21 protein-coding genes are annotated in these 22,986 nt (G+C 65.6%); 7 read left to right on the top strand and 14 right to left on the bottom strand.

The window, feature by feature from the left end:
- The first annotated feature begins 264 nt into the window (after positions 1–264).
- Positions 265–945, top strand: a complete 681-nt coding sequence (locus AC1HIY_RS17350) for an HAD hydrolase-like protein (protein WP_479578060.1) — start codon at positions 265–267, stop codon at positions 943–945.
- Between the two features lie 7 nt (positions 946–952).
- On the opposite strand, the gene AC1HIY_RS17345 is transcribed toward AC1HIY_RS17350, so the two are convergent.
- From AC1HIY_RS17345 to AC1HIY_RS17325, 5 genes are all read right to left on the bottom strand, one after another.
- A complete protein-coding gene (locus tag AC1HIY_RS17345; protein WP_479578059.1) occupies positions 953–1,768 on the bottom strand; it encodes a carbon-nitrogen hydrolase family protein in 816 nt (271 codons plus the stop codon).
- 113 nt (positions 1,769–1,881) lie between these two features.
- Entirely contained in the window at positions 1,882–2,757 is an 876-nt protein-coding gene (locus AC1HIY_RS17340) for a fructosamine kinase family protein (protein ID WP_479578058.1), read from the bottom strand.
- On the bottom strand, positions 2,754–3,305 hold the full coding sequence (locus tag AC1HIY_RS17335) for a low molecular weight protein-tyrosine-phosphatase (RefSeq protein ID WP_479578057.1): 552 nt from the start codon (positions 3,303–3,305) through the stop codon (positions 2,754–2,756). The genes AC1HIY_RS17340 and AC1HIY_RS17335 overlap by 4 nt, the downstream gene beginning before the upstream one ends.
- A 279-nt stretch (positions 3,306–3,584) precedes the next feature.
- Positions 3,585–4,940, bottom strand: a complete 1,356-nt coding sequence (locus tag AC1HIY_RS17330; RefSeq protein ID WP_479578055.1) for a RagB/SusD family nutrient uptake outer membrane protein — start codon at positions 4,938–4,940, stop codon at positions 3,585–3,587.
- Positions 4,941–4,957: 17 nt separating this feature from the next.
- Positions 4,958–7,879, bottom strand: a complete 2,922-nt coding sequence (locus AC1HIY_RS17325; protein ID WP_479578054.1) for a SusC/RagA family TonB-linked outer membrane protein — start codon at positions 7,877–7,879, stop codon at positions 4,958–4,960.
- A 445-nt stretch (positions 7,880–8,324) separates the two neighbouring features.
- Between AC1HIY_RS17325 and xseA the strand changes: the two genes are divergently transcribed.
- Positions 8,325–9,539: an exodeoxyribonuclease VII large subunit gene (gene xseA, locus AC1HIY_RS17320; protein WP_479578053.1), complete on the top strand. Its 1,215-nt coding sequence runs from the start codon at positions 8,325–8,327 to the stop codon at positions 9,537–9,539.
- 202 nt (positions 9,540–9,741) lie between these two features.
- Positions 9,742–10,800 (top strand): YjbQ family protein, encoded by a 1,059-nt coding sequence (locus AC1HIY_RS17315; RefSeq protein WP_479578052.1) that lies wholly within the window; start codon positions 9,742–9,744, stop codon positions 10,798–10,800.
- Between the two features lie 9 nt (positions 10,801–10,809).
- Here the strand turns inward: AC1HIY_RS17315 and AC1HIY_RS17310 are convergent, their stop codons facing one another.
- Positions 10,810–11,586, bottom strand: coding sequence for an SDR family NAD(P)-dependent oxidoreductase (locus AC1HIY_RS17310; RefSeq protein ID WP_479578051.1), 777 nt, complete (start codon positions 11,584–11,586; stop codon positions 10,810–10,812).
- Positions 11,587–11,796: 210 nt separating this feature from the next.
- On the opposite strand from AC1HIY_RS17310, the gene xseB reads away from it, so the two are divergent.
- Positions 11,797–12,012: an exodeoxyribonuclease VII small subunit gene (xseB, locus tag AC1HIY_RS17305; RefSeq protein WP_479578050.1), complete on the top strand. Its 216-nt coding sequence runs from the start codon at positions 11,797–11,799 to the stop codon at positions 12,010–12,012.
- A 2-nt stretch (positions 12,013–12,014) separates the two neighbouring features.
- Here xseB and AC1HIY_RS17300 read toward each other — a convergent pair whose 3' ends face one another.
- Together AC1HIY_RS17300 and xrtX are read right to left on the bottom strand one after the other, a co-directional pair.
- A complete protein-coding gene (locus tag AC1HIY_RS17300; protein ID WP_479578049.1) occupies positions 12,015–12,536 on the bottom strand; it encodes a hypothetical protein in 522 nt (173 codons plus the stop codon).
- Positions 12,533–13,087 (bottom strand): exosortase X, encoded by a 555-nt coding sequence (xrtX, locus tag AC1HIY_RS17295; protein ID WP_479578048.1) that lies wholly within the window; start codon positions 13,085–13,087, stop codon positions 12,533–12,535. Before xrtX ends, AC1HIY_RS17300 begins: the two co-directional genes overlap by 4 nt.
- 466 nt (positions 13,088–13,553) lie before the next feature.
- Between xrtX and AC1HIY_RS17290 the strand changes: the two genes are divergently transcribed.
- From AC1HIY_RS17290 to AC1HIY_RS17280, 3 genes are all read left to right on the top strand, one after another.
- Complete coding sequence (locus AC1HIY_RS17290; RefSeq protein WP_479578047.1) at positions 13,554–13,745, top strand: hypothetical protein; 192 nt, start codon at positions 13,554–13,556, stop codon at positions 13,743–13,745.
- An 85-nt stretch (positions 13,746–13,830) separates the two neighbouring features.
- Positions 13,831–14,733: a hypothetical protein gene (locus AC1HIY_RS17285; protein ID WP_479578046.1), complete on the top strand. Its 903-nt coding sequence runs from the start codon at positions 13,831–13,833 to the stop codon at positions 14,731–14,733.
- Complete coding sequence (locus tag AC1HIY_RS17280) at positions 14,717–15,895, top strand: nucleotidyltransferase domain-containing protein (RefSeq protein WP_479578045.1); 1,179 nt, start codon at positions 14,717–14,719, stop codon at positions 15,893–15,895. The genes AC1HIY_RS17285 and AC1HIY_RS17280 overlap by 17 nt, the downstream gene beginning before the upstream one ends.
- Positions 15,896–15,953: 58 nt before the next feature.
- Here AC1HIY_RS17280 and AC1HIY_RS17275 read toward each other — a convergent pair whose 3' ends face one another.
- The 6 genes from AC1HIY_RS17275 to AC1HIY_RS17250 all read right to left on the bottom strand — a co-directional run.
- Positions 15,954–16,949, bottom strand: coding sequence for an NAD-dependent epimerase/dehydratase family protein (locus AC1HIY_RS17275; RefSeq protein WP_479578044.1), 996 nt, complete (start codon positions 16,947–16,949; stop codon positions 15,954–15,956).
- Positions 16,950–17,108: 159 nt separating this feature from the next.
- The gene (locus AC1HIY_RS17270) at positions 17,109–18,044 is read right to left on the bottom strand and encodes a class I SAM-dependent methyltransferase (protein ID WP_479578043.1); all 936 of its coding nucleotides are present in this window, start codon (positions 18,042–18,044) and stop codon (positions 17,109–17,111) included.
- A 91-nt stretch (positions 18,045–18,135) separates the two neighbouring features.
- Complete coding sequence (locus AC1HIY_RS17265) at positions 18,136–19,545, bottom strand: sugar transferase (protein ID WP_479578042.1); 1,410 nt, start codon at positions 19,543–19,545, stop codon at positions 18,136–18,138.
- Between the two features lie 62 nt (positions 19,546–19,607).
- Positions 19,608–20,618 carry an NAD-dependent epimerase/dehydratase family protein gene (locus AC1HIY_RS17260; RefSeq protein WP_479578041.1) on the bottom strand — a complete coding sequence of 337 codons (1,011 nt, stop codon included), beginning with the start codon at positions 20,616–20,618 and terminating at the stop codon, positions 19,608–19,610.
- Between the two features lie 148 nt (positions 20,619–20,766).
- On the bottom strand, positions 20,767–22,056 hold the full coding sequence (locus AC1HIY_RS17255; protein ID WP_479578040.1) for a glycosyltransferase family 4 protein: 1,290 nt from the start codon (positions 22,054–22,056) through the stop codon (positions 20,767–20,769).
- Positions 22,057–22,086: 30 nt separating this feature from the next.
- Positions 22,087–22,986: sulfotransferase domain-containing protein (locus AC1HIY_RS17250; protein WP_479578039.1), on the bottom strand; the 900-nt coding region annotated here is incomplete at its 5' end.

The raw sequence follows: 22,986 nt of genomic DNA, 5'->3' as shown, positions 1-22,986 counted from the left end.
CCCGCCACGTTCGCGCCCGAACAAGCGTGCGAAAACCGTTGGCGTCCGGGACCGAGGCGCGTATCTTCGGGGATCGAACCGCCGGAAGCTATGAACTTTCCCGGCCCAATGAAATAACGTCCGCCCGCTCGCCGCAGGAATCTGCGGATCTTAACGCGAGCGCGCGTCGCACGGGTCGGCGCGCGCAGGGACGCTGCCCCCGGAAACGCTCCCCGGGAGGCATCGCCTCCGACACGTCCAAACGTATTCACGAGACCGCCCTTCATGAAGCTCTTTCTTTTCGACATCGACGGGACGATCTTGCGGACGCACAACGTGGGACGGCACGCGCTCGAAGACGCGCTTGCCGAGGTCGTCGGGCGGCCCCTGCCTACGGCGGGCGTCTCTTTCTCAGGGAAAACGGACCCGCAGATCCTTCGCGAAATCCTCGAAAGCCACGGCCTCGAAGAGGAGACGCACGACGGCGACTTCGAACGCATCCTCGAAGCCTACATGAACCACATGCGCTCGGTGCTCACGCCCGAGCGCTTCGAGTTGCTCCCCGGCGTGGCCAGGCTCATCCCGCGCCTGGCCTCGATGCCGGACGTGCGCCTCGGCCTCCTCACGGGCAACATGAAGCCGATGGCCTATTTCAAGCTCGAAGCGGTGGGGTTGGCGCAATATTTCCCCTTCGGCGCTTTCGGGAGCGACCACGCTGAGCGTCGCCGCCTCCCCGCGCTCGCCGTCGAACGGGCGCGGGCGCTCACGGGACGCACGTTCACGGGGAAAGACGTCGTCATCATCGGCGACACCGAGCACGACATCGACTGCGGGCGCGGCATCGGCGCGTTCTCGGTCGGCGTCTGCACCGGACGGTTCTCGTGCGAGGAACTCGCCGCGCATCACCCCGACCTCCTCCTCCCGGACCTCAGCGATCCGGCGCCTCTCCTCGCGCTCGTCGACTGACGCTTGCTCAGGAGAACGGGCGGTCGTGGCGCAGCGACGGGATCTTCGCCCGCACCCGCGCGACTTCGCCGGGGTCGATCTCGGCCATGACGACGCCGGGATCCTCTCCCCCGTCGGCGAGCACGCGCCCCCACGGATCGACGATGAGCGAGTGTCCGTACGTGGCGCCCTCGCCGTGCTCGCCGCACTGCGCCGGCGCGAGCACGAAAGCGCCGTTCTCGATGGCGCGGGCGCGGAGGAGCACATGCCAGTGCGCCCGGCCGGTCGTTCGCGTGAAGGCCGCCGGGACCATGAGCATCGACGCTCCGTCCTTCGCCAGGCGGCGATAGAGATGCGGGAAGCGGAGGTCATAGCAAATCGAGAGCCCCGCCCTCCCCCACGGCGTCTCGGCGGTCACCGCGCGGTCGCCGGGCGCGATCACGTCGGATTCCCGGTATCGCTCGCCCTCCGAAAGATCGACGTCGAAGAGGTGAATCTTGTCGTACCGCGCCACGACTTCGCCTTCGGCGTCGAGGAGGAAGCTCCGGTTGAAGGCCCGCCCGTCGCCCGCCGCGATGGGGAGCGAGCCGAGGAGCATCCACACGCCGAGCTCGGAGGCGAGCGTTCGAAACGCCGCGAGGGCCGGATGCTCCGCCTCCGGATACGCCGTCAGGTTCAGCCGCCCCGCCCGGAGGTCGAGCTGGCTGAAGTATTCCGGCAGAGCGACGAACTGCGCGCCCCGCTCCACCGCCGTACGCGTCATCGCCGCCGCCGCCGCGATGCCGGCGTCGAGGTCTGCGCCCGCATTGCATTGCACGCAGGCGACCCGCAAGGATTCCTTCATGAGCATGTGGCCTCAACGTGCCGGGTTCGAGTTCATAAGGACCATGTTTCGACGTGCACCGGAAACCCTTTCACGAAGAAGATAGCCCGCGAAGGCGGCGTTGGTTCCACGTCTCACGCGTACCGGCGAAGGACGGACGCCACGGATCCGGCATAGCCTTCGCCGAAGAGGTTGAGATGGTTGAGGAGGTGATACAGATGGTACACGTCCCTCCGTTCGGCATAGCCGGCATCGAGGGGACGAGCCTCGCCGTAGGCGTCATAGAAACGGGGGTCGAAGCCGCCGAAGAGTTCCGTCATGGCGAGGTCGGTCTCGGCGTGTCCGAAGTAGACGGCCGGGTCGATGAGGGCGGCGGCGCCGTCGCGCGTGACCATGAAGTTGCCGCTCCACAGGTCGCCATGCAGCAGGGACGGGGCCGGACGGCGCGGCAGGAGCGCGTCGAGACGGGCGCAGAGTGCGTCGAAGGGAGCGTCCCACGCGCGGGGCCATCGACCGGCGGCGCGGGCCCTCTCCGCCTGCGGTTCGAGCCGGCGGGCGCGGAAGAAGGCGGGCCATTCCGCCATCGGCGTGTTTGGCTGCGGCGTGCGCCCGATGAAGTTGTCCGTCTCGAAGCCGAAGCGCTCGGCCGTGCACGCGTGAAGGGCCGCAAGCCCGCGTCCGAAGCGTTCCCAGAATCGCGGCCCTTTCTCTCCGGCCTCGATCCATTCCAGGAGGAGAAACCCCGGCCCGCCCGCCGTCGCTTCCTCAGCCGCGTGCACCTCGGGCACGCGGAGCGGGCTTCCGGCCGACCGGAGCGCCTGCAGTCCCCGCGCCTCGGCCCGAAAGGTGCGCGCCACCGCGGCATCCCCCCATTTCAGGAAGAAGCGCCCGGCGTCGGTTTCCAGCCGGCACGCCCGCGCGATGCATCCGCCGCCCACGGGCACACACGCGCGCAGGGGGGTGGAGAGCCGGGCTTGAAGCGCTTCGGTGAGGAGAGCGGGGAGCGTCATTCGTCCTTCGGGTCCGTCCGCTCCGGCCGCGCACCGGAGTCGTTTTTCCGATCCAGGTCATATTCATCCGCGAGCGCTTCGAGCAGCTTCTGCGAGGTGCGCTTGACGATCTGAAACACCTTCTCGAAACCCTGCGGTCCTCCGTAATACGGGTCCGGAACCTGAAAGTCGCCCGGTTCGGGGTCGAACTCCCGGAAGAGCCGCACCTTGTGCCCGAGCGATCCGTCGTGATCGAGGAAGAGCACGTCCTGGAGGTTGTCCTTGTCCATGACGAAGATGTGATCGCACTGCGCGAGGTCTCGGCGGGAGAACTGCCGGGCGCGCTGGCCGTCGAGGGAGACGCCGTGCCGCCGGGCCGTCGCGCTCATGCGCCGGTCCGGCGGTTCGCCGACGTGCCAGCTGCCCGTGCCGGCCGAGTCGATCTCGAAATGCCGGGCCATGCCCCGTTCCTCCACCGTGTGGCGAAAAACGCCTTCCGCCAGAGGGCTGCGGCAGATATTCCCGAGACAGACGAAGAGAACTTTGATTTTTTCGGGAGAGGGAGTCATTCATCGAACCGCTGGCATGGAGCGGGGGCCGTTTCCCGGAGAAAAGTGGCGGCGGCAGGCGGCGGCCCCCCGGAAGAGGGAGCCTCGCGCACGAACCCGGCCCTCGCGAAAGAAAGTGTGCGCCTCAGATACGGGACAGTCTCCGGTTTGTGCCACGGTCCGACGCTTCTGACATTTTTTTCGCGAACGCTCGCCAAAAGCGACGGGCTCCCTCGATGAAGAGAGAGCCCGTCTTTCGGTAATCGTCTGCTTTCGAGCGGCTCAACCGCGCCGTGTCGATCACCCCCCTTCGGGGATTTCATCGATGGGCCGGGGCCACTTGTCGAAGATTTTGCCGGGTTGCGGCGGGGTCCCGACCTGATCGGTGGGCAGCGTGCCGAGCCGTCCCGTGCGGCGGAGGTCGATCCACCGGTGTCCTTCGACGAGGAGCGAGTACATCCGCTCGTGAAGGATCTGATCGAGGGCCGTATCGGGCGAGAGCGTCACCGGCGCGAGGCCGGCGGCGGCGCGCACGGCATTGACGTCGGCTTCGGCGGCGGCCATATTGCCCAGGCGGAAGTTGGCCTCGGCGCGGATCAGCAACAGTTCTTCGTTCCTCATGATCGGGAAGCGGTCCGTCGAGCTCTGGGCGAGGGTGATCACGAGCGGGCTCACGAGGCCGTTGGCCGCCGGAGGACTCGGGTTGAAGTCCGGGTCGTCGCTGCGGTCGAGCACCTTCGAGAGGTAGCGTTGATCGCCGGGCTCGGCGAAGGTCTTCACGTCCGGGTGGGCGCGGAGCTTCACCGAGGGGGCCGTCGGCACTTCGAAGACCGGGTTGAGGCGATCGCCCGAGCCGGTGCTGTAGGCGTGATAGACGCCGAGGTCCATCGGCGCATCGGCGTCGACGAACGAGCCGCTGAGCGCATCGAGGGCCGCCTGCCACTTCTCCTGATAGAGCGCCACCCGCGCCTGGAGCCCTCGCACGAACTGCGCAAAGGTAGCCGGGGTGTCGAAGCCTCCGAAGCCCTCGGAGGTGAGGCTGAACGAAAACGCCCCGCCCGCATTGCTCAGTGCGCTCAGGGACTCGTTGAAGTAGCGCTCGATCTCGGCGTACGCCTGCTGTTTGCCCACGAAAGGCGTGGCGACGTCTTCCGAGAACTCGATCTTGATGCCGTTGTCGTCGAGGTAGTTCAGGTTCAGCAGGAGCTGATAGCCGATGATGGCTTTGGCGAAGCCCTCCACCCCGGCGCGTTCGGCGCCCTGGAGTTCATCGGCGCGGTCGAGGAGGATGGTGGCGTTGCGGATGGTGCGATAGCGCGAGCGCCAGGGCCGGGTCAGCAGAAAGCCGCCCGGATCGAGCGGGCCGGTGAACAGCTCGCCCGTATAGCGCGGGTCGGCGGGCTCGAAGTAATACGCCTCACGCCCGAAGATGCCCGTCACCTGCAGGTACACGTTCATGTCGGCCCGCATGGCGCCTTCGACGCCCGAGACCAGGCTCTGGATACTGACCGCGTCCGGGCTGGGCGCGTTGGGATCCGCCACGTCGAGGCTGTCGCACCCCGCCACGGCGACGAACGCCAGTGTGCTCAGCAAGAGGCCGAACGCACCGAGCGAAGAACGCCGGCGGGTCTGGAAAGATGGTTGGATAGGATTCATGATCTATGCCTCCAGGGTTAAAATCCGAGGGAAACTTTGAAATAGAAGAACCGGGAGGACGGGAACGGAAGCACGTCCACCGAACGCCCGATGGCGAGGTTGCCGAACTGGCTCACCTCCGGATCGTAGCCGGAGTAGTCGGTGATCATGATCAGGTTGCGTCCTGAAACCCCCACGCTCAGGTTCTGCACCTGCCCGCCGAACCAGCGCTGGACCTGCTCGCGCGAGAAATTGTAGGTGAGGCTCGCCTCGCGCAGCTTCAGGTAGGTTCCATCCTCGACGTAGCGTCCGGTGCCGCCTTTTCCGGCGGCGCGGGCCTGTCCTTCCGGCGTGTCCAGATCCGGCGAGATGCCGCCGAGGTCCGTCAGGAAGAGCCCCAGGTTGATCACGTCGCCGCCCTGCTTCCAGTCCCAGAGGAAGCTCAGCGAGAAGTTGCCGTAGGTGACGTCGTTGACCCAGCCGAGCTGGAAGTCGGGGTTTTCATCGCCGAACTTGACCTTGTTGCCGGCCTCGTCGAGCCCGACGATCGTCGTCGGCGATTTGCCTTTTTCGATCTGGAACTGTCCCAGACTCAGCGCAAACCCGCCCGTCTCAAACGGGTCGACCTCGAGCTTCGTGATCTCCGACCACGACTTGAAGAAGTTCACGCGCGAGGTCCAGCTGAACTTCGACGAGCGCACCGGCGTCAGGCCGAGGCTGAGCTCGATGCCCTGCGTGGACATGTCGCCCGCGTTGATGAACTGGTTCGAGAAGCCGGAGGACGGCGGGAGGTTGTTCTGGAGAATGAGATCCGTGATATCCTGCGTGTAGTAGGTGAACTCGAGCGTGGCCTTGTCCTGCCAGAACGTGGCGTCGAGGCCGGCTTCGAACTCCTGCGTGATCTCGGGGTCGATGTTCGGGTTCCCCTCCAGCGTGGGCACGAGCACCCCGCCCAGCCCCGCGATGTTCTCGGCCTGGAGCGAGGTGAACTTCGCCCGCGCCAGCGGCAGGTTGCCCGTCCGCCCGAAGGCCGCGCGCAGCTTCAATTCCCGGAAGAAATCGCTCTTCCAGAAGTCGAACGCCGAGAGGCGCACGGAAGCGGCGGCTTTGGGGTAGAAGAAGAACTTGCTCGTGTCCCCGATGCGGCTGCTGGCGTCGGCGCGGAATCCTGCCGTGAGGAAGTACTTCTCCTGAATGTTGACCTCTTCCTGGAAGAAGACGCCCCGTTCCCGCTGGATCAAGCGCGTCTGGAAGCCATTGAGGCTCGACGACTGGTCGATGTTTTCCTGGGTGACCACCAGCCCCTGGGCCTGAACGAGCACGTTGTTGAAGTTGCGGGTCTCGTACTGATAACCGCCCGTCGTGCTGAACGTGACGTTCGACGGGGTGCTGTAGAAATGCACGAGGTTGAGGTACAGGTTCGTGCTCAGGCTCGTCGTTTCTCCGGCGATGGAGACGCCCGGCAGGTCTTTCGCCTTCTCGAACTGAAGCTCCGGAGGAGAGACCACCTTGTGCTCGGCGGAATAGAAATCGCCTCCGCCCTGCACGACGAAGTCGAGGTTCTGGTTCTCGGCGCGGAAGAGGTTGTAGGTGAGATTCAAGGAGGCGATCCCCCGGTTGACCGTCTCCCGGTTCTTCAGCACCTCGATCGTGTGCAAGGGATTCGAGCCTGCGGGTCCCGGCGGGAACTTGCCGTCCGGACCGGGGCGCAGGTCGATGAAGGGCGGCGTGAAGGCATAGGCGAAGCCGAGCGTCGTCGCGCCCTGGTTCTCGTTGCCGGTGATGCTCCGGTCCGAGCGGCTCCGCACGAGCTGGGTGTTCACGTTGACCTTGAGTCGCTTCCCGAAGCGCTGTTCGACGTTGACCCGTCCCGAATACTTGTCGTACCCGGTGTTCTTGACGATGCCGTCTTCGGTTTGCGCCAGCACGCCCACGTAATAGCGGGTGTCCTTGTCGCCGCCCGAGAGGTTGGCGGTTGTCTCGCTGAGCAGGCCGGTCTCGCCGTAGAGGAGGTCTTCGTAATCGAGTTGGCCGTTCTGCTGGAGCAGTTGCGCCCCGCCCGGGACGAGCGCCTCGGCGGTCTCCGGCGTGAATTGCCGTGTGCCGATCTTGTGCAGGATATGGGTGAAGCCGACCTGTTGCGTCACGTTGAGCGTCGTGCGCCCGCGCGTGCCTCTTTTGGTGGTGATGATCACCACGCCGTTGGTCGCCTTCGAGCCGTAGATGGCCGCCGCGCTGGCGCCCTTGAGCACCTCGATGCTCTCGATGTCGTTCGGATTGATGTCCGCGATGCGGTTCGTCGGTTGGCCCTGCGGGGTGGAGCTCCCGGCGCCGGTGGCCGCCGTGACGAGGTCGAGGCCGGACTGTATCGCCGAGTTGTCGACGATGACGCCGTCGATCACGTAGAGCGGTTGCGTCGAGCCGGTGATGGTGGAGGTGCCGCGCAGGTTCACGTTGATGCCGCCGCCGGGCGCGCCGGTGTTCTGGCTGATGCTCAGGCCCGCAATCTTGCCGCTGAGCGCCCGTTCGAGCGTCTGCGCAGGCGCCGGCACGAGGTCCTTCGACGAGATCGTTCCGACGGCGTTGGCCAGGTTGGCGCGCTTGACGCTCGTCGCCAGCCCGGTCACGACGACCTCGTCGAGCCCGAGCACATCCTCTTCCATCTGCACGTCGAGCGTGTTCTGCCCGGGCGGCACATCGGCCTCCAGCGTGCGGAACCCGATGAAGGAGAAGACGAGCGTTCGGTTGTCCGGTGGAAGCTCGATCGAATAGCGGCCGTCCACATCGGTCGTGGTGCCGATGGTGGTGCCTTTGACCGACACGTTGACGCCGGGAATCGGGTCGTTGTTGTCCTTTGCGGTCACCGTCCCCGTGACGGTCTGGGCATGCGCAATCCCGGCGGTGAACACCGCCAGGATCAGCCACATTCCCAGCCGGGAATACATGTCCCTGTAGCTCATCGTTTTTTGAGTTTGTGTGAGTGGTGATAGGCAAGCGTGGCCAGGCGCCGAAGCCCACGTGTGCGCTCCGATGCATCTCAGAGAGGAGGCGTAGAAGAAGGCATGCCGTAGATACATGTCGACTGGTGAGGAGGGACCTCCCGGCTCCGATACGCAAACCGGCGTGAAGCCCCCGCCTTTGCAGGGCTCCTGCCGCCGGTGAACGTAGAAGATAGGGTCGCGTATAGAAAAAAGCCGAAGAAAAGCGTTTCTTTCGTTTGTACCTGCTCAATGGCACAGAGCCTCCCTTGAGCGGTACGAACGCCCCCATGAATGGGGTATGCGTCGCCAACATGCGAAAGAACGGGATTCTTTTCAAGCATCCTGAAACGTTTCAGCCTTCCGGCGCCCCGACTTTTTTATTTATCCGTACGGCCTCCCGCGCCCCCTTCCCTTCTTTTTCGCTATGGAACCGTCCTCCGGAACGAGAACAATTCTCAGGGTCATCGATCTGGTCAGCCGCGTCAAGGACCTCGTCCGATCGCATTTCCGCGAGGTGTGGGTGGAGGGGGAACTCTCCAACTTCAAGCAGGCGGCCTCCGGGCACTGCTACTTCACCCTGAAGGACCGGGAGGCCCAGATTCGCTGCGTGATGTGGCGCGCGCGGGCCCGTTCGGTGTTCTTCCGGCCGGAAGACGGGATGCTCGTCCGGGTGCGGGGTGAGGTGACGGTCTACGAGGTGCGCGGCGACCTTCAGATGAGCGTCCACGCGATGGAGCTCGCGGGCGAGGGCGCGCTTCAGAAAGCCTTTGAGGAACGCAAGCGCCGTCTCGCGGCCGAGGGCCTCTTCGATGCCGCCCGGAAGCAGCCGCTCCCCCGCTATCCCGAGACGGTCGGCATCATCACGTCGGGCGCCGGCGCGGCGCTTCACGACATCCTCTCGATCCTGGAGCGCCGCTTTCCGGTCGTGCGGGTGCTGGTGTGTCCGGTGCAGGTGCAGGGCCACGGCGCGGCAGCGATGATCGCCGAGGCCGTCGAGACGTTCAACGCCGCGGCGCCCGGCGATCCGTTCCGTGCCGACGTGCTCATCGTGGGCCGGGGCGGCGGCTCGGCGGAAGACCTCTGGGCTTTCAACGAAGAGGTCGTCGCCCGGGCCCTTTTCGCTTCGGACATCCCCGTCATCAGCGCCGTGGGCCACGAGACGGACGTGACCATCGCCGACTTCGTTGCCGACGTGCGGGCGGCCACGCCGTCGATGGCTGCGGAGATCGCCGTGCCCGACCGCCGAGAGGTCGCCGACGAGATCCGGGGGCTTCACGCCGCGATGCGCGAGGCGCTGCTCCGGCGGATCACCGAGCGGCGGCAATGGATCGCGCACCGGACCCGCTCGCACGCTTTCAACCGTCCCCTCGACCGGCTCCAACAGCACCGCCAGCGCCTCGACGATCTCCTCGCGCGGCTCCACCGCTGCCCGCCCCGTCTCACCGAGCAGCGACGGCGGCACGTCGAGGCGCTGGCGGCCCGCCTGGCCCTCCTCGACCCGCACCGCCCCCTCCGACAGGGCTACGCCCTCGTCCGCCGCGACGGCATGGCCGTCTCTTCGGCCCACGCTCTTCACGCGGGCGACGCGGTCACGCTCCATTTCCACGACGGCGAACGCGCGGCCGTCATCGAGGAATAGCCGTTCCCGAAACGCGCTTTTCTCCTCAAAAAAGCCCTTCCGGGACGGAGCGTTGCTTTTTACGATTCCTCACTCGATATTCAGAAACGCGCCTCGCCATCCGGCGTTGTATGAGGCGACTATTACGCCGAGGCTGAAATAAGGAATGAGCTTCTCGCCCTCGTCCCCTATTCATTGAGTGTCGTCCGACGACCTTTCTTCCATGACGCCTTCCCCTTCCGAACACACGCTCGAACTGACCCCGGAAGCCCGCTTCTCCATCATCGACGTCTCCCGACGCACCGGCGACCTGCTCGATCCCTTCTCGAAAGCGTTCTATTGTTCCTACCACACGACGGCGGGCTATCTCGAACAGGGTCTCTGCGAACGCCTCAACCACGACCTCGAAGCGATCCAGGCCTACGTCCGCTCGTTCCAGCGCCTCTTCCCCCCGAACGCCGATTACTACCACGACCAGATGCACCTCCGCTCGGAACTGAGCGAGGAGCAGCGCCGGAACGAACCCCGCAACGGAGATTCCCACCTCACCTTCATCGGATCCGGCCTCGAAAGCTGCGTCACGTATACCCACAAGCCCGGACGCCCGGTCTACTTCATCGACCTCGACGGCACCAACGGGGAGGCTCATCGGCGCCGGCGCACGACGGTCATCGGCTTCAACCGGGAGGTCGTCGCAGGGCAAACGTCGTTCGAGATCCCCGTCTCCAACCACCCCATCGACTCGATCAACTTCCGGGATGCGCGCCTCGGGCTCTATGAACAGATGCAGGAGCGGCTCGTCGCACTCGGCATCGAGAAGGGGCGCATCGACATCCGGCTCGCGCCCGAGGAGCGGCACACGGGGCTGACGGTCAACGAGTACGAGACGCTCCTCATGCGGCACGACCTCGCCGAAGTGCTGCGCAACCCCGTGCGCTTCATGGCCGAGAAGGGCCGCAACATGCTCCTCGATCCCCGTTCGATCCCCTCGAAAGCGAAGAACTACGCAAAATACGACCTCGTGCACCTCGTCAACGAGTTCATCGACGCGATGGGGCTGAGCGAATCGCTCCTCGAACGCATCATCGACAAGTTTCTCCGCTATCCGGCTTCGCGGTTCCTCCGGATGAAACGCAACGTGAGCCTGCTCGTCACCGACCGCGAGGAGCCCGGCAAAGGGACCATCGTGCAGGGCACGTATCAGAGTCCCATCCTCGTGCAATGGCACAAGGCGGAGGCCGAGCGGCGGCGCGTCATCGCCACGTTCGTCCGGTTCGAATAGCGGCGCCGTTCAGATCAGCGATCGCGACTGCACGCCGTCCACGTTGATGCACGCGCCCGAGACCCAGCTCGCGCGTTCGGACACGAGGAACGTCACCACGTCGGCCACCTCTTCCGCCGTCCCGAAGCGTCCCATCGGCAGGTTTTGCGCAATGAAGGCCGCCATGCCCTCGGGGTCTTCCTTGCACCGGCGGTCCCAGCTTCCGCCGGGAAAGCGGATCGAGCCGGGCGCGACCGTGTTGACGCGGATGTTCGAGGGCGCAAGTTCGAGCGCCATGATCTTCGCCAGGCTGATGAGGGCCGACTTCGTGGCGTTGTAGATGGTGAGCCCCGGCCCGCCCGCTTCGCGACCGAAGATGGAGGCGATGAAGACGATGGCTCCGCTGCCGGCGGCTTGCAGGTGCGGCACGGCGGCGCGCGCCGTGCGGACGTGCGCCTTCAGGTTCACCTCCAGGATGGCGTCCCAGTCCTCGTCGGTCGTCTCGACGAACGGTTTGCGCCGGTTGCCGCCCACGTTGCCCACGAGAATGTCCAACCGTCCCCATCGCTGAAGGGTCGCCTCCACGAGCCGCTCCGCCGCTCCCGGGGCGGCGACGTCGAGCGGAACGGCGAGCGCCTGCCCGCCGGCGGCTTCGATCTCGGCGGCCGTCTCCCGAAGCGCTTCCTCCCCGCGCGCACAGATCGCCACACGGCACCCTTCGGCAGCCAGCCCCGCCGCGATGCGCTTCCCGATGCCCCGGCTCGCTCCCGTCACGAGAGCCACCTTGTCCTTTATCTTCAGATCCATAATGCGTCAGCCCGTTAAAAAGTTAAAAATTAGCATGTTCATCCGTTCGTTGGTCGATGGCCTTCCCCCCAGACATCGGAACTACTCACCGGATGCGACTTTTTCCACCCCGCGTTCCGATCTTCGCGTAAACTTTGAGCGCGTCGTCGTTATCTTGAGTCGGCGCCCTCTCCCCCGTTCCTTCGTCGGATCGCTCAACCCGCTCCTCTCATGCCCGAATCAACCGCCTCCCCCGAACTTCCCGAAGACCTGACCTTCGAGCAGGCCGTCCGCCGCCTCGAAGAGATCGTCGAGGTCCTCGAACAAGATCCGCCCGACCTCGAAGCGTCGCTCCAGCTCTATGAGGAGGGGGTCCTCCTCGCCCGGCACTGTCTCCAGCGCCTCGACGCGGCCGAGCTTCGGGTCCAGGAGCTCGCGCTCGAATAGCCTCACCGCGCTCCACGGCCTTCCCCTCCGCGTCCGATCCGACGACGAAAGCCCGGCCAGGCGACGAGCGGCGCGGCCATGCTCACAGCGAGCGTCACGTAGCGGTCGAGGAAGGTGTGCAGGACCAGGCCCGCCTCCGACCACCCGATGCCCGCAAGCAGGGCGGCGAATGAGAGCGCGCCGAGCGCGAGGTGAAGGCCCCAGAGATACAGCCAGTACGGGCGAAACGGGAAGAGCGCGATGAGCGCGAGTGCGGCGATCAGAAAGGCGCGGCCGGCCGGGGCATGAAACACCGCGCGCGCCTCCCCCGCCGGATCGTTCGCGTCGAGCACGTAGACCGAACGGGGATGACGCCCGGCGTCGAGCGTGAAGCGCCGGGAGCGGTCCGTTTGCACCGAAGCGAGCGCCGGGGCCGCCACCGACTGCGCCAGCCACACGCGCACGGGCTGCCACGCGCCGAAGTACACGGCCAGGAACGCGAGCGCACCCGCCGCACCCGCGAGCCACGACGGCAGCCGCCTCATGCCCGGACCGCCGTCATGCGCGCCGTCTCCGGACGCGCCGCCCCTTTCGCGGCGCCGAAATGCGTCCACGCCGCCCACAGGCCGAACACGACCACGTAATAGATGCCCGTGGCGGCGAACTGATGCACGAGGTCGAACCACTCGGGGCGATAATGCTGAACGAGCACCAGAAAGGCCAGACGCCCCACGTTGACGAGGTAGAGTGTGAGGATGCCGAGAGGAAGGAACGCGAGCCGCCGCCGAGTCTCTCCCGGAAACGCCAGCACGAAGCCCAGAAACAGCCCGATCACGGCCAGCCCGTTGCACCCGTTGACCACCTCGATCCCGGCGGTTCCGTCCATCCACACCACGCGCCCGAAGACGCTGGCCTCATAGCCGAGCCACACGAGCAAACTCCGGCTCGCCGAAGCCGCGTGGAGCGAGAGCGCTTCGTCGAGGCGTCCGTCGGGCAAAAGCCAGAGGTCATACAGCGCAAACCACACCGCATACGCCGCCAGCATCTTCGCAACGAAGAGGACGATCGCCCGGTGATGTCGAAAAAATGCGCGCATAGACGTTCCTGTGACGGGGCTCCATGTTATTGAAGACCATCCATTTTTCAAAAAGCAGACGCCATGTTCTTCCCGATGGAGCCGGGGAGGACTTCTTTTCGCAGCGGAATGGAAACGAACGGGGTCGCCTGTCCGGGGCGTTCTTGCGGCCGTCCCGGCGCCCCGGGGCTCAGGTCCCCGGCATCCGGCAGAGGGACCGACGCTGCCTCTCCCGCGGGACAAGGCAACCCTTCGTCGTCGGCGACGCGCCCTCTCCCGATCCCGTCCGAGAGCGGACGACCGGACGGCGGGCGGCGAGGCCCTCGCGCCCCCCCTCCATGAACCAATTCGTCGGGAGGCTTGTACAATTTGACCCGGCGCATTAGTTTCTCGGATACGATTGGTCCGGCAAAATTCTCGAGGGGCGCCGCCACGCACGCATTTTTTCGCCGGCCATCCCGCGCCTCCATACTTCTGAGCACACGATATGTCGAATCACGATTCAAGCGAGAAAAACCTCTTTCCCGGTTCTGAAACGTCCGTTTCCGCCGGTTCGAAGCTGCCGTACCACACGCCCCGGCTCGTCCACCTCGGCGACGTGGCGACGATCACGAAGGCCGAGTACGGCGATCTGACGACTGCGAAATACGGCGACCTTTTCGGTTCACGCACGATTTAGCGCCGCGCACGATCTCCCTTTTTCCCGACGCGGGAGCCTCCGGGCGCTTGCGTTCCCGTCTCCGCACGATCCTCCGGCGCCTTCGGTGCACGATTATACTGCTTACGGCCTGAGCATCCGCTCGCATTTTCCCGTCCCCGAACTCCCCTTGCTCGAAGCGGCGCCCGCCCACGCCGACCTGTGTCTCCGCATGGGCCCGGTGGATGCGGAATCGGGCATGTCCGGCCGGGAGCAGACGGCCTTCCGCGTGACGGACACGCACCTCTGCCTCCGCTTCCCCGACCTCGGCGCATTCCTCATCGAGGCGGACCGCATCACCGTGGCCCCCGTTCCCGGCGCTTCGCCGGCGGCGGTTCGGCGGATGCTCGTCGGGTCCGTGCTCGGGCTTTTTTTGCGGCGGCGCGGCCTGCTGACCTTGCACGGGAACGCGGTCGCCACCGAAGCGGGCGCGGCGGTCTTTCTCGGAGCGTCGGGGGCGGGCAAATCGACGCTGACGGCGGCGCTTCACCGGCGAGGTTTCCGCTTCATGAGCGACGACGTGGCCGCGCTCGACCTCTCCGGCCCGGTGGTGACGCTCCGTCCCGGCCTGCCCCGTCTCAAGCTCTGGCCCGATGCCGCCGAAGCCCTGGACCGGCCGCCCGGCGATCTCCCGCGCGCCCATCCCGGCTTCGACAAGCGCATCCATCCCGTCGAGACCCGTGTGGCGGCGCGCGCACAGCGGCTCCTCGCGGTCTACGCGCTCGAACCGGGCCGGGCCCCGTCGCTCGCGCCGCTCGCGCCCGCCGACGCCCTGGTCGAACTGATCCGCCACGCGCACCTGCCCCGATCGCTCCGCATCACCGGCGACGAAGCCCGTCACTTCGAGCAGAGCGGCGCGCTCGCGCGCCGCATCCCCGCGCGACGGCTCGTGCGCGGCGCCTCGTTCGACCAGTTGCCGCGCCTGCTCGACCTCATCGAAGACGACCTCCGCCATGCCGCCCGCCGCTGACGCCCTCTCACCGGAGGACGCACTCCTTCTCGCCTGCGCGCGCACCCGCCTCTCCCCCCGGGCCTTCGAGGCAATCGGCCGCCTCGCAGACCGGCAGCCGGACTGGGAACGACTGATCGGGGCGGCGGCGCACCACGGCGTGCTTCCCCTCCTGCGCGAACACCTTGGAGCCCTCGACGTCGTCCCGCGACCGGTCCGCGAGACCTTCCACCGCCTCGCCGCGCGCATCGCCCGGCACAACCTCATGCTCGCCGGCGTCCTGCTCGACGTGCTCGACCTCTTCGGCCGCGAGGGTCTCCCCGCGCTCCCGTACAAAGGCCCGGTGCTCGCCGCCACGGTCTACGGGAACCTGGCCCTCCGCCCGTTCTCCGACCTCGACGTACTCATCCATCCCGAGGATGCGCCCCGCGCCCGCGCCTTGCTCACGGATCACGGGTTCCGGTTCGTCCCCGAAGCTTCCGGCCTCGACGAAGCCGCCGCCCTCGCGAGGGGCCGGGAATACCGGTTCGAGCGCGATCCCGGCGTCCTTCTCGAAGTCCAGTGGCGCGTCGTCTCGGCGAGCGACGGGTGGCGGAAGTTTTCCCTCGCCCCCCTGTGGTCTCGCCTCCGCGAGACGACGTTCGCCCGCCGGACCGTCGCCGCGCTCGGCCCCGAAGACCGCCTCGCCGTCCTGTCGCTCCACGGGGCGCACAACCAGTGGGTGCGGCTGAAGTGGATCGTCGACGTCGCCGAGGTCGTTCGCGGCGAAGCGGTCGGATGGGAGGCGCTTTTTTCGAACGCGGAGACGTGGGGCATCCGCCGCCCGGTGCTTCTCGGGCTCGCCCTCGCCCGCGACCTCCTCGACGCTCCCCTGCCGCCGGAGGTCCGCGCCCGCCTCGACGCGGACCGCACCCTCCCCCGCCTCGCCGCGATGGTCCGTCGCCGCCTCTTCACCGAGCCGTGCGATCCGCCGCCGGAGCTTCCGCTTTTCCTGCTTCGTCTTCGGGAACCCCCCCGGGAGAAGCTCTTCTTCGCCGCCCGTCTGGCCTTCGCGCCCACGCCGAAGGACGCCGCCCGCTTTCCCGGGCGTCTCGGCTTCCTCGCCCCGCTCCTCCGCCCGTTCCGGCTCGTCGTCCTCCTCGTCCGCCGCCTCGTCCGGGCTCCGAAAAAAAACCGGCGTTGAGGGCCGGGAGGCTTCCTCAACGCCGGTTCAAAGCGTCGCGCAAAAACGTGCGGAGCGGTCAGGCCGCCACCGGCTCGTCGGCGAAATACTTCTCGCGCACCTGCGCTTCGATCCACCGATACGTTTCCGCCAGCCCCTCTTCGAGCGAGATTTCCGGCTCCCAGCCGAGCACCTCGCGGAGCAAGGTGTTGTCCGAGTTCCGTCCGCGCACGCCCTGCGGGCCTTCGACGTGCTTCTTCTCGATCTCGACCCCTGCAGCTTCCGCGATGATGTCGGCCAGCTGGTTGATCGTGACCATGCGATCCTGCCCGAGGTTGATCGGGTCGTGGAAGTCGGACTGCATGAGGCGGTAGATGCCTTCGAGGCAGTCGTCGACGTGGCAGAAGGAGCGGGTCTGCTCGCCGTCGCCCCAGATCTCGATCACGGGGTCGCCGGTGAACTTGGCGAAGGCGACCTTTCGGCAGAGCGCCGCCGGGGCTTTCTCGCGCCCGCCTTCCCACGTGCCGAGCGGACCGAAGATGTTGTGGAACCGCACGATGCGCGTGTCCATGCCGTAGGCGTCATGGTAGTGCAGACACATCTGCTCCGTGACGAGCTTCTCCCAGCCGTAGGCATCCTGCGGCTGAGCCGGGAAGACGTCCTCTTCCTTGAGCGGCTTCACGTCGGCGTCGGTCTGCTTGTACTCCGGATACACGCACGCCGACGACGTGTAGAGATACTTCTTGACGCCGTTGAGGCGGGCCGCCTCCAGCGTATGCGTGTTGATCAGGATGTTGTTGTGGAGAATCTGCGCGTGGTACTTCGAGATGAAGCCCATCCCGCCCATGTCGGCGGCCAGCGCGTAGACCTGATCCACGCCGCGCGTGGCCTGCAGGCAGTTGTCCCACCGGCGCAGGTCGAGCAGTTCGAACTCGTCCGCCTCGGTCTCTCCAAATTCGGGCATTTTGATATCGACGCCGCGCACCCAGTAGCCTTTCTTTTTCAGATAAGACACCAGGTGATGACCGATAAAGCCACCGGCCCCCGTCACCAACACTCTTTGCTCTGATGGCATGAAATTGTCCTCCGGTTGTGTTCTGTGGTACGAAAAAGGTTTATCAGATGGAATAACGCTCTCGGCGAGAGAAAATGGGTCGTTTTGTCGAAACGGATAGCTACGAAGCCCTTTTCGGAAAATCAAGAGATCCTTTGAGGATTCACGGGGCAGGCGCCCTTAGTCGACTTTTCGCAGATACGTGGAGGTCGGGAAATGCCCCGGGGTCGTCGGTAGCCCGAACTCGTTGCCCTGAGGCCGATAGTTAGGCAGACAGGCCCCGAGCTCTTTCGCGCGTTCATAATGCAACATCGACATCGAAGCGGCGATGTCGAAATGAGGGTTGTACGCCAGAAAAGCATGGAGCAGGATGCTCTCATGCCAGAAGTTCAGGGCGGACGTCAGAATCTTCGGCGAGTAGTCGTAGGGGAACGTAATGTCGTGGAAGTGCACCCATACGCCTCCGCCAAGGCGGGGCAACATCTCCAGAATGATGCGGCTTACTTCTCCCGCAGGCCCCAGCGTATGCGTCGAGTCCACAAAGAACAGATCTCCCTCCCCCATCAAAGCGCCCACGTCCAGGTCGAGCAACTCTATTTTCTCCGGGATCAACTCGATTTTCCCTTCTTCGGCAGCGCTTCGTAAAAAAGCGTTCGGATATGGCTCGATGCAAGTGATCTCGGGCTGATAGCCCGCCCACTCGGCAGCCATCAGACAGACGGCCGTCGAAACGCCGCAACCGATCTGAAGGATGTTCCGGGGCCGGCGCCTGGCCACGAAGCAAAAGAGGAAGTCGGCTTCGATGGGCCCGAATCCCCCCGCCCCGTTCCTGCGGCACGCCTCCCCGTGCACATCGATTTCCTGCTGATGCCGCACGAGTTCTGCCGAACAACAATCCCGGACGAAATCCATCTGGCGATCCACGTCCGTCCCCGCCACGCCGATCATACTATACGGCTTCTTCCAGTGCTCCGTTTTCCTCAGCCGGTGAATGACGGGAATCTCGGAATAGAAGCGACGGGGCAAGATATCGACACCGGCATACTGGCCGAGTTCAAACACCTTCCGCAGCATCCCCTTGCTCTTGTTCTTGAGTGTTCGCGCGAACCTGGACATAGGATACGATCGGTTTTCGGAATCCCCGGGGTGGAGCAGCGGGTGCGCCTGATCCTGCGTAGCGGCGCCGCGACCCGCCTCTCGCGAGGCTTCATTGCCCGCGCCCGAAGAGCATCACCTGGACGGTTTTGAGAATGATATAAAGATCGAGCACCAGCGAGCGATTGGCGAGATAGAAGAGCTCGTACTCGAACTTGCGGATCTGTCCCTCGACGGTTCCCGCATAGTCGTGCTGCACCTGGGGCCAGCCCGTGAGTCCGGGCTTGATGCTGAAACGAAGCCGGTAGTACGGGATCTCTTTTTCGAGAATGTCGGCAAAATGTCTTCGAATGGGGCGGGTCCCGACGATGGTCATGTCGCCCTTGAGGATGTTGTAGAGCTGCGGCAGTTCATCGAGACGACTCTTCCGGAGAAAGCGCCCGACGCGGGTGATGCGGGGGTCGTCCTCCTCGGCCCACTTGGGCCCGGTGAGCTTTTCGGCGTCCGGGCGCATCGAGCGAAACTTGTACAGCACGAAGGGTTTTTCGTGCAGGCCGAGGCGTTCCTGTTTGAAGAGCACCGGCCCCTTCGAGTCGAGTTTGATGGCCAGAGCCGTCGCCAGCATGATCGGGGCGGCGAGGAGACAGCCGAGCGTGCCCACCGTCAGGTCGATGACGCGCCGGATGCGCTCGGACGCCGTCCCCGGACGGTTATGCTTGACCGTCTGAAGCACCCAGAACGTGTCGATGGTGGAGACGGGGATGCGGCCCGAGTACTGACTGAAGAACGAGGGCAGGTCGTACACCTGCACGCCGTCCTGCCGGAGCCAAAGGGCCTCGTAGAGGAGATCCTCCGGCGTGTTGCGGTCGATGGAGCAGACGAGCACGTCGGCCTCCACCTCCCGCATCGCGGCGTCCAGGCTGTGCAACGGCAGGGTCGCCGCGCCCGGAGCGCCGTCGCCCGAACCCCGGTGCGCCTCGGCGGCGTCCTGCCACACCCGCGCGATCTCATACTCGCGGACCGGCAACGAGTCCAGCTCTTCGACGAGCCCGCCCACGGCCGCATCGACGCCGATAACGGCCAGACGCCGCTGCCGCTGAACCGGGAGGATCTTCCGGAAAAAATAACTGCGCCAGAGAAACGCGCCGAGCACCATCAGCGGCGCCTGCATGATCAGGATGACGCGCCCGATGGGATATCCCCCGGCGATGAACATGACGGCGGCCGTCGAAAGCAACACGATCCCGGCGGCTCCGAGGATGAAGAAGAACCGGCGGAACGCGGTGATCTCCGGGCGAAGGCTGTACAGGTTCAGCACGTAGAACGCGCCGAGATAGAGCACCAACATGAACGGAGCGACGATCCAGATCGACGAGCGCCCGATGAACTCGGCGAAAGACAGATCAACCTGGGCATACCGAATCAGCACCGCTCCGGCAAAGCTGACGATGAAAATGAGAACGTCTCCGAGGAGCAATTCGAACTGACGCCGCTTCAGTATGCTCGTTGCCCACGTTTTCATCGTTCTTCCATTCGATCTATGTTCATGCTGCGATTCGCAAGTTTATGACGGCGTCCGGTCCACTATCCGGCCGCGTGCGGGACGGGTCGGTAATGCTCCATGAACCATTGCGTCGTTTTCGCCAGGCCTTCCGGCAACGAGACTTCCGCCTGCCAGCCCAGCGCCGTTTTGGCCTTGGAGGTATCTGAAAAATTGCGCATAACGTCCCCGAGGCGCTTCGGCCCGTGATCGACGCGGACGCCCCGAACCCCGAAGCCTTCCAGCACCGGCACGAGCTTTTCGACGAGTTCGTTCACCGTCGTCTCGGCGCTGGTGGCGATCTGGAACACCTCCCCGCCGATGCCCTCCCGCTCGCCGGCCAGACGGATGGCGCGGGTCAGGTCTTCCACAAAGATGAAGTCCCGCGTCTGCCTCCCGTCGCCGTAGATCTCCAGGGGTTCGCCGTCGAGAGCGCGGCGGATGAACCTGGCCACGACGCTGCTTTTGTGCGAGGACCGAGGGCCGTAGACGTTCCCGAAGCGCAGCGCCACGGTCTCCACGCCGAAGGTGCGGGCGTACGCGGAACAGTAGCCTTCCCCCGCCAGCTTGCTCGCACCGTACGGCGAGACGGGATGCGGGGCGAGTTCCTCGTGGATCGGCGGCTCACACTCCCCGACGGGCGCGCCGCTGGAAGCGAACACGAAGCGCCGAACGCCCCCGTGCCGCGCCGCCTCCAGGTAATTCAGCGTCCCGAACACGTTGTTCAGAGCATCGGCGCGGGGATCCTCGACTGAGGGCGCCACCCCCGTGTTCGCCGCGAGGTGCACGATCACGTCGAAGCCGCGAGCCGCCGCGAGCGCCAGCCGCTCGTCGAGGATGTCGCCAACGACCAGCTCGACCGAATCCGGCGCCTCAGACGGGGAGCCGAGGGCTTCCGCCGCGCGCGCTTCGAAGGCGCACACCGAGGCCAGGTCCTCGCGGCTCCCGACCGAAAGGTTGTCGACCACGCGGATCGTGTGACCGCCCTCGGCCATGAGCCGGTCGATCAGGTTTATGCCAATGAAACCGCAACCGCCGGTAATCAACCACTTCATGTGAATCCAGGAAATCGGCCCCTGCCCCTCATCCTTCTTCCGGGGCCTGAGTGCATCATGAGAAAAGTAGAGTTGTCTGCCGAATATAGCATTTCGAACCGAATAAGAGAATCGGTTTTTCTGTGTTGATCTCCCCGCATTTTTTTCACTACCGCTCCGCGGTCACGGGTTTCGGCGTATCCCGAGACACGAGCAGCCCGTCGAGGAGCGCTTTCCACTGATCGACGGCGACCTCACACTCATACTGCCGGAGGAACGCCTCGCGCCCCCGCGCGCCCATCGCTTCGCCGCGCGCGCGATCCTCGACCAGCGACAGGATCGCTTCTTCCAGCGCCGTCGCCGGGTCCGCCACGCGCTCGGGGTCGATCACGTAGCCGCAACCGACCTCTCGGATCGTCAGAGAGATCTCCGAAGCCTCGGGCCCGACCATGATGAGCGGTTTCGCCGCCGCCATCGCTCCGTAGAGCTTGCTCGGCACCGCGATGCCCGCCGCGCGGGTCTTGAGCGTGATCAGGTGCACGTCGGCCATCGACAGCGAGTATTTGATCTGATCCCGGGGAAAATAGTCCAGGTACCGGAAATTGGGAAGCGCGTGCTTCTCCGCGAAAGCCTCGATCTCTTTCCGCCGCACGCCCCCGCCCACGAACAGGAACGCGATCTCCGGATGGTCCCGCAGGCGGCGCACCGCCTCCAGCACCTCCTCGAAGCGATGGAGCACGCCCGCGTTGCCGGAATACATCACGACGAACCGATCGCGCAGGCCGAGCCGGTCCGGGAGCGGGTTCGCTTCGGGCGGAACCGGCTCGATGTCCTCTTTTTTGCTCCAGACGGGGATGGTCGTCAGTTGCTCGACACGCACGCCTTTGTCGAGCAGGCGTTGCCGCATACACCGTCCCAGGTCGACGACGAAATCCGCCTGCCGGAGAATGAACCGATCGATCCGCCGGAGGAAACGCGCCGCCGCTCCCTCTTCCCGCAACATGCCGACGGCGATCTCGGCTTCGGGGTGCAGGTCGAGCGACCAGACGCCGAAGCGTTGCCCGCGCAGTTTCCGGGCACACGCGCCCATGAGGCTGACCATGGGCGGAGCCGTGAGGGTGACGAGCATATCGCACCTCGGGCCCAGGACGAGCGCGAAGAAGATGCTCCAGTAAAAGGACAGCGTGTTGACGGCGCGCCCGAGGGTCGAAGCGCGGTTGAAGCCCGTCGTTCGCACGCGGCGGATCCGGACGCCGTTGTGCACCTGCGTCTTCGGCAGTCTCGGCGCGCCCGGCACGTCGTCCTCCGCGCCGCAGAGCACCTCCACCGCATAGCCCCTCCTCGCGAGCCCCTCGGCCAGATCCGCGAGATGTTGCGCCGTGGCGCGCACGCTCGGATAGTACCGCAACGCCACGAAACGCACGCTCGGTTTCGCCTGCTTCTTCAACACTCCCTCCATACGCGCGTCCGTGCTTTCAGCGGGTTGCCCTTACCAGTTCGCATCATTTTCGTACGCAAAAGCGACCCAGAAATCGCCTCCCCGCTCCTTGAAGGCTGCTTTGACGGGCTCGGTGAAGTGATTCCGCCAGTCGCCCGCCACGCCTTTGCGGAAAAAGCTCCCGGCGTCCGGCGTGCCGGCGCTCCGCCCGCCGCTCATGCGGTCGAAGCGGTGTGCGTCCACGATGGCGTGGATCGTCTCGGGCGCGTGGTCGAGGCCGAAATGCGCCGCCACGTTTGCGAAGACGCCCGCGGTGTCGGCCACCAGGTCTTCATAGCGGATGATGAGTCGCCGCTCCCCGGCCCCGTGCTCGTGCCACGAGCGCACCCAGGCGACGAAAGCGGGGAGCAGCGTTTCCGCGAAGGTCATCAGCCCTTCCTCGACGGATAGCGGCCTATACCGGGCATGCTCGGGGTGCCACGGCGTTCGACGCACGTAGAAATAGTGGCTGACGGCGACGTCCCGAAGGTCGCGATAGAGCACCACGTGGGGCAGACCGGCCTCGCGAAGCAACCGCGCATTGTGCGGCGAGCCGTGGGCATGCATCTTCAACACCGCCATCCGACCTTCGAAGCGCTCGAAGAGGTCGTCGGGAAACTCGAAGTCGTGACTGCCCCCGGTGTCGAGTTCATACAGCGTCGCCTCCGGCACGATCACTTCGTGGAAGCCGGGATAGCTCGAGAGCATCTTCTTGAGCCAGGTCGTCCCGCTCTTCGGCAGCCCGGCCACGAACAGGAGCGGATGCGGATACCGGTCGCCATAGCGAAGGAACGCCGCCCGGCACCGGCGCATCTGCCGCCGGTAGTCCACACGGCACGTTGCGCGCCGAAGGAATCGCGCGGCAGCCGGCGGCAGATAGGCACGTGAGAGATCTTTGATCCTGGCTTTGTC

This window comes from Rhodocaloribacter sp. (assembly GCF_056451265.1).
The sequence above is the reverse complement of the archived record's forward strand: the minus strand, read 5'-3'. Positions and strand labels throughout refer to the sequence as shown.